The sequence below is a fragment of the Pseudomonas sp. BN417 genome, assembly GCF_029871205.1.
Taxonomy (GTDB): Bacteria; Pseudomonadota; Gammaproteobacteria; order Pseudomonadales; family Pseudomonadaceae; genus Metapseudomonas.
Map to the genome: position 1 here is coordinate 1 of NZ_SSOJ01000108.1, position 6,418 is coordinate 6,418.

Here is a 6,418-nt window from a genome sequence, read left to right on the forward strand (position 1 = left end):
AGCAGGTAGAGCGACTCGCTGCCGGCCTTGACCGAGGCGGTCAGGGAGTGGATGCGCGGCAGCAGGCGGGCGAAGTAGAAGCGCGCAGTGCCGAGCTTGCTGGCGTAGAACTCGTCCTGACCTTCCTTGCCCAGGGCCGCGCGAGCCATCAGCGCCCACATGTAGGCGTAGGCGGTGTAGCCGAACACGTGGAGATATTCCACGGAGGCGGCGCCGATTTCGTTCGGGTTGTTCTTCGCACGGTCCAGGACCCAGGCGGTCAGCTCGTCGAGGTTGGCGACGGCAGCTTTCAGCGGCTGGGTGAACTCGGCCAGATCGGCGGAAGCGCTGTTGGCGAAGGCCTTGATCTCGTCGGCGAAGTGCTGGTAGAACGCGCCGCCGCTGCCCACCACCTTGCGGCCCATCAGGTCGAGGGCCTGGATGCCGTTGGTGCCTTCGTAGATCTGGGTGATGCGCACGTCGCGCACCAGTTGCTCCTGGCCCCACTCGCGGATGAAGCCGTGGCCGCCGAAGACCTGCTGGCCGTGGATGGTGGTTTCCAGGCCGAGGTCGGTGAGGAAGGCCTTGGCCACCGGGGTCAGCAGGGCGACCAGTTCCTCGGCGCGCTTGCGCACGACGGCGTCCTCGCTGAACTTGGCGGTGTCCAGCTGCATGGCGACGTAGCTGGAGAAGGCGCGGCCGCCCTCGTTGGCCGCTTTCATGGTCAGCAGCATGCGGCGTACATCGGGGTGCACGATGATCGGGTCGGCGGCCTTGTCCTTGGCGACCGGGCCGCTCGGCGCACGGCTCTGGATACGCTCGCGGGCGTATTCCACGGCGCTCTGGTAGGAGCGCTCGCCGGAGGCCAGGCCCTGGATGCCGACGCCCAGGCGCTCGTAGTTCATCATGGTGAACATGGCGGCCAGGCCCTTGTTTGGCGCGTCGACGATCCAGCCGGTGGCGCCGTCGAAGTTCATCACGCAGGTGGCCGAGGCCTTGATGCCCATCTTGTGCTCGATCGAGCCGCAGGAGACGGCGTTCTGCTCGCCCAGCGAGCCATCCGCGTTGACCATCACCTTGGGCACCAGGAACAGGGAAATGCCTTTCGGGCCCGCCGGGGCGTCCGGCAGCTTGGCCAGCACCAGGTGGATGATGTTCTCGGTCAGGTCGTGCTCGCCGGCGGTGATGAAGATCTTGGTGCCGCTGATCTTGTAGCTGCCGTCAGCCTGGGGTTCGGCCTTGGTACGGATGATGCCGAGGTCGGTGCCGGCATGGGGCTCGGTCAGGCACATGGAACCGGTCCAGACACCCGCGTACATGTTCGGCAGGTACTTTTCCTTCAGCTCGTCGCTGGCGTGGGCGTTGAGCGACAGGCAGGCGCCGGCGGTCAGCATCGGGTAGAGGCCGAAGGACAGGTTGGCCGCGTTGACCATCTCCTCCACCTGCGCGGAGATCACCTTGGGCATGCCCATGCCGCCGTAGACGGGGTCGCCGCCCACGCCGACCCAGCCGCCTTCGGCGTAGGTCTGGTAGGCCTCGGGGAAACCGGCCGGGGTGCTCACGGTACCGTCCTTCCACTGGCAGCCTTCTTCGTCGCCGCTGCGGTTCAGCGGGGCGATGACGCCGCCGGCGACCTTGCCGGCCTCTTCGAGGATGGCGGCGGCGGTATCGACGTCGACCACGTCGGCCAGGGCCGGCAGCTCCGCCCAGAGCTTGGCAACCTCGAAGACTTCGTTGAGGACGAAGCGCATATCGCGCAGGGGGGCTTTGTAGTCAGACATATTCGAATTACTCGGACAGTGTTAGGGCATTGAGCATGCCCGGATTGAAATTAGTGCCAGCCTCAAAGGCTTGGGCCAAGGACTCGCAAGGGAACTACCGTTGCGCTGTCGGCAGCAGGTGCCGGCAGTTTGAGAACCCCGGACAGGGAGCCCAGGACGATCCCGAATATCACCTCTGGTTTCTCCGCCGCACTCAAGTCGGATTGATCCAGCCAGGTCGGCAGGTTGTTCAGCCACGCGATGACACTTCGCACGGTCGCCTTGAGCACGGGCATGGGGCCTGTCGCACCAGCCTCCAGCAGCCGCGTCAGGACCATCGCCTCATAGCGACTGCGCATCTGCTGGACCTGGTTCTGGTGCTGTGGCGAGAGGCAGCAGAACTCCCGCTCGGCAATGAGGAAATACAGACCGTGAGACTCTTGCAGGGCCATGTGCGCCCGTATCAGTGCCTGCAGACAGCTGTAGGCACTGCCCTTCTCCGTGGGCAGGGCCGCTTCGAGCAACTCCTCGTAGAGTTCCTCGATCAGCTCGAACAGCAAGTGTTCCTTGCTTTCGAAATGGTTGTACAAGGAGCTCGCGACTATCTCCAGGTGCTGGGCCAGTTCGCGCATGCCAACCCGCGCGAAGCCACGCTCGGCAAAGAGTTCGAGAGCCTTGCGGCGGACCTGCTCGAGCCGGGAGCCCGAGGCTTCGTCCGGCGCTGGAAATCGCTCCCTGGCGACAGCGTTGGCGGACAAGCGCTTGCTAATCAATGGACACCTTCCCCGAACAGCGGCGTGGCGGCCCGGGCAAGCCGGAACCCACTCGTGGTCGGCCGGGCCGTGCAGCCCGACAGGTCCTGCCACTCGCTGTTCATCGTCAACATTCCGAGCCCGCTTCAGACACGCTCGAAGATAGCGGCAATACCCTGGCCGCCGCCGATGCACATGGTCGCCAAGGCATAACGACCCTGGATGCGGTGCAACTCGTGGATGGCCTTGGTGACTATGATCGCTCCGGTAGCGCCGACCGGATGACCGAGGGAGATCCCGGATCCGTTCGGGTTGACCCTGGCCGGGTCGAAGCCCAGCTCGGCCGCTACGGCACAGGCCTGGGCGGCAAAGGCCTCGTTGGACTCGATCACATCCAGGTCGGAAACCTTCAGGCCGGCGCGCTTCAATGCCAGGCGGGTCGCCGGGATCGGACCCAGGCCCATCAGCTCCGGCTCGACACCGGCATGGGCATAGCTCACCAGGCGGGCCAGCGGGCGCAGGTTGTCAGCCTGTACGGCCGCGCCAGTGGCCAGGACAACCGCCGCTGCGCCGTCATTGAGACCCGACGCGTTGCCAGCGGTTACCGTGCCGCCCTGCTTGAACGCGGTCCGCATGCCCGCCAATTGCTCGAGCGAAGTGTCGCACCGTACATGTTCGTCGACTTCGAACAGCTGAGTGCCTTTGCGGGTCTTGACCGCGACCGGGACGATCTGGCCGAGGAAATGCCCATCGGTGATCGCTCGTGCGGCACGCAACTGGCTCTCCATCGCCAGCGCATCTTGCGCTTCACGGCTTATGCCATGGCGCTCGGCGATGTTCTCCGCCGTAATGCCCATATGAATGCGGTGGAAAGGGTCGTGCAGGATGCCGAGCATATAGTCGACGGCCTGCAGATCGCCGAGGCGGCCACCCCAACGAGCGCCGGGCAGCAGATAGGGTCCACGGCTCATGGATTCGGCACCGCCGCCAATGGCGACCTCGGCCTCACCCAACAGCAGCGACTGCGCGGCGGAGATGATCGCCTGCAGGCCGGAACCGCAAAGGCGATTGACGTTGAACGCCGGAGTTTCCTTGGGAATGCCGGCGTTCATGGCGGCTACCCGGGCGAGATAGGCGTCCTGCGTTTCGGTCGGGATGACGTTGCCCATCACCACATGGCCGATGCGCTCGGCGGCGCAACCACTGCGCTCGAGAGCGGCATGCACCGCAGTCGTGGCCAATTGGGATAGCGCGGTATCCTTGAGAGTGCCGCCGAAGGAACCGATTGCGGTTCTTGCAGCGCTGACGATATAGACTTCGGGGTTAGACAAGGGAAACTCCAGGGATATCGAGATCCAACTGAGACGACTCAACGGTGGACGGCGCGATGATTCCGGTGGCGCCAAGGTCACACCCGGACAAGTCTAGGGACACGAGCGACGCCGGCCTATGCCGAAAATGACCAGCTTGGCTGACGTTTTTTGCAACTGCTGGCGGATAACTACAGCGAGCGAGCACCATGCAAGAGAAGGACTCAGTGGCCGTCTATTTCGTCCGGGCGGCGCTATATGGGCTGCGTGGGCAACCAGAGCGGATCGAAGCGATCCTGGCTCAGGCGGGGATTTCCGAACGGCAACTCACCGACGACTCGGCCCGGGTCCCCGCAACGGCCTTTGCCACTTTGTGGATAGCCGTCGCGCAGGAACTGGACGACGAGTTCCTTGGTTTCGACTCGCACGGGATGCCGATGGGCAGTTTCGCGCTGATCTGCCGGGGGCTGATCCAGTCATCGACCCTGGGCGAGGCTCTGCGCCGGTGCCTGGGCAGCCTTCGACTGTTCCTGAGGGATTTCGAAGCCAGCTTGTCGGTGCGTGATGGGCGCGCGGTGATTTCCCTGCAGAACCGCCAGGACAATCCGTTCGCCCGCAGCGTGGCCGAGGAAACCTACCTCACTGTGGTTCTTGGCCTGCTGTGCTGGCTCGCGGGCCGGCGCATTCCTATCGACCGCTCACAGTTCGACCACCCACGGCCAGCCCATGGCGACGACCGCCTGTTCTGGGGGCCGAACCTGACGTACGAGGCCGCCCATACCGAAATCGAGTTCGATGCCAGCTACCTGGACCTGCCGGTGGTGCAGGATCAGCATTCGCTGAAAGTGTTCCTGCGCACGTCACCGCAATGGCTGATAGTCCGCTTCAGCAATCGCCACGGGCTCAGCACCCAGGTTTTCAAGCAGCTGCGCAATTGTCGTTATGAGCACTGGCCCACCCTGGCAGATATGGCCGACGAACGAGGGCTGAGCATCGCGAGCTTCCGTCGCCAACTCCACCGGGAGGGCTTCTCCTTCCAGGAGCTGAAGGACGAGGTTCGACGCACGATAGCCTTCGATTGCCTGTGCAACTCCGATCTGAGCATCACCGCGATTGCCGAGAAGGCCGGTTTCCGTGAGGCGAGCGCGTTTCATCGGGCGTTCAAGCAATGGACCGGAGACAGTCCCGGCCACTACCGGACGAAATGGCATAGCCGCCACTGACCCTCAGGCGACAGCCGAGGGGCCGAATCAGCGGCACACTGCCCTGCTGCTTCCGCAATCGGCTTTCGCCTGGAATCACCACCGCGTCATGGGGTCCGTTCGCCGGCCATGAAGGACGCCCCGGCCTGCGGCCTGACATTCGAGCGAATTGTCGACAACCTCTCCCCGGCACCGGTTGGGAGCAACAGGCTCTTCACGCTCGTCCACCACCCGAGCCCGGTCCCGCGGCTCGCCAACGCACAGTCTGCCCGGGGCCGAGACGCCCATTCCTGAGCCGATGCGGTTGGTTCATGCCCCCCTTTGCGCGTGCTGTCGTAGTGATCCACTCCCTCACGGCATTGTCGACAATATTTCAAAATTCACGTTGACCTATGACTTTTTACTGCGTATTTTTCGACCAAAACCATGAATGTGTCGACACTACTGCGCCAAACCGGCCGAACCAGGCCCACGGCGAGCACCAGCGGATTCTCGATGCATTCGCGAGCGCCACTACCAGGAAGCGCTCGCCAACCCGTCCAAAACACGAGGTGAGTCATGAACTTGAAAACCCCGGGCCAGCGTTTCCGCGACGCCATCGCCGAGGAACATCCGCTGCAGGTCATCGGCGCGATCAACGCCAACCATGCCCTGCTGGCCAAGCGCGCCGGCTTCAAGGCCATCTACCTGTCCGGTGGCGGCGTGGCCGCTGGCTCCCTGGGGCTGCCGGACCTGGGCATCAACACCCTGGACGACGTGCTCACCGACGTGCGCCGCATCACCGACGTGTGCGACCTGCCGCTGCTGGTGGATATCGACACCGGTTTCGGTCCCAGCGCCTTCAACATCGAGCGCACCGTGAAGAACCTGATCAAGGCCGGCGCGGCCGCCGCCCATATCGAGGACCAGGTCGGCGCCAAGCGCTGCGGCCACCGCCCAGGCAAGGAAATCGTCCCCACCGAAGAGATGGCTGACCGCGTCAAGGCCGCCGCCGATGCCAAGACCGACCCGAACTTCTTCCTGATCGCGCGTACCGACGCCATCCAGGCTGAAGGTGTCGACGCCGCCATCGAGCGCTGCCTGCGCTACGTGGAAGCCGGCGCCGATGCCATCTTCGCCGAGGCCGCCTACGACCTGCCGACCTACAAGCGCTTCGTCGAGGCGCTGAACGTGCCGATCCTGGCCAACATCACCGAGTTCGGCGCCACCCCGCTGTTCTCCCGCGACGAGCTGGCCTCGGTCGGCGTGGCCATCCAGCTCTACCCGCTGTCGGCCTTCCGCGCCGCCAACAAGGCCGCCGAGGCTGTCTACACCGCCATCCGCCGCGACGGCCACCAGAAAGAAGTCATCGACCTGATGCAGACCCGTGCCGAGCTGTACGACCGCATCGGCTACCACGCCTTCGAGCAGAAACT

General features: G+C 64.5%; 5 protein-coding genes. 2 read left to right on the forward strand and 3 right to left on the reverse strand.

From position 1 onward, the window contains the following. From E8F11_RS13370 to E8F11_RS13380, 3 genes are all read right to left on the reverse strand, one after another. A partial coding sequence (locus tag E8F11_RS13370) for an acyl-CoA dehydrogenase C-terminal domain-containing protein (RefSeq protein ID WP_280289299.1) occupies positions 1–1,760 on the reverse strand: 1,760 nt, incomplete at its 3' end. Between the two features lie 62 nt (positions 1,761–1,822). Next, positions 1,823–2,512, reverse strand: a complete 690-nt coding sequence (locus tag E8F11_RS13375; RefSeq protein ID WP_280289300.1) for a TetR/AcrR family transcriptional regulator — start codon at positions 2,510–2,512, stop codon at positions 1,823–1,825. A 125-nt stretch (positions 2,513–2,637) separates the two neighbouring features. Further along, complete coding sequence (locus tag E8F11_RS13380) at positions 2,638–3,822, reverse strand: acetyl-CoA C-acyltransferase family protein (protein ID WP_280289301.1); 1,185 nt, start codon at positions 3,820–3,822, stop codon at positions 2,638–2,640. A gap of 188 nt (positions 3,823–4,010) precedes the next feature. Between E8F11_RS13380 and E8F11_RS13385 the strand changes: the two genes are divergently transcribed. Next, positions 4,011–5,024 carry an AraC family transcriptional regulator gene (locus E8F11_RS13385; protein ID WP_280289302.1) on the forward strand — a complete coding sequence of 338 codons (1,014 nt, stop codon included), beginning with the start codon at positions 4,011–4,013 and terminating at the stop codon, positions 5,022–5,024. A gap of 537 nt (positions 5,025–5,561) precedes the next feature. Continuing rightward, positions 5,562–6,418: methylisocitrate lyase (gene prpB, locus E8F11_RS13390; protein WP_280288036.1), on the forward strand; the 857-nt coding region annotated here is incomplete at its 3' end.

Bases quoted from the DNA above. Each gene is read 5' to 3' on its own strand.
- E8F11_RS13385 (WP_280289302.1), top strand. From the start codon at position 4,011: ATGCAAGAGAAGGACTCAGTGGCCGTCTATTTCGTCCGGGCGGCGCTA.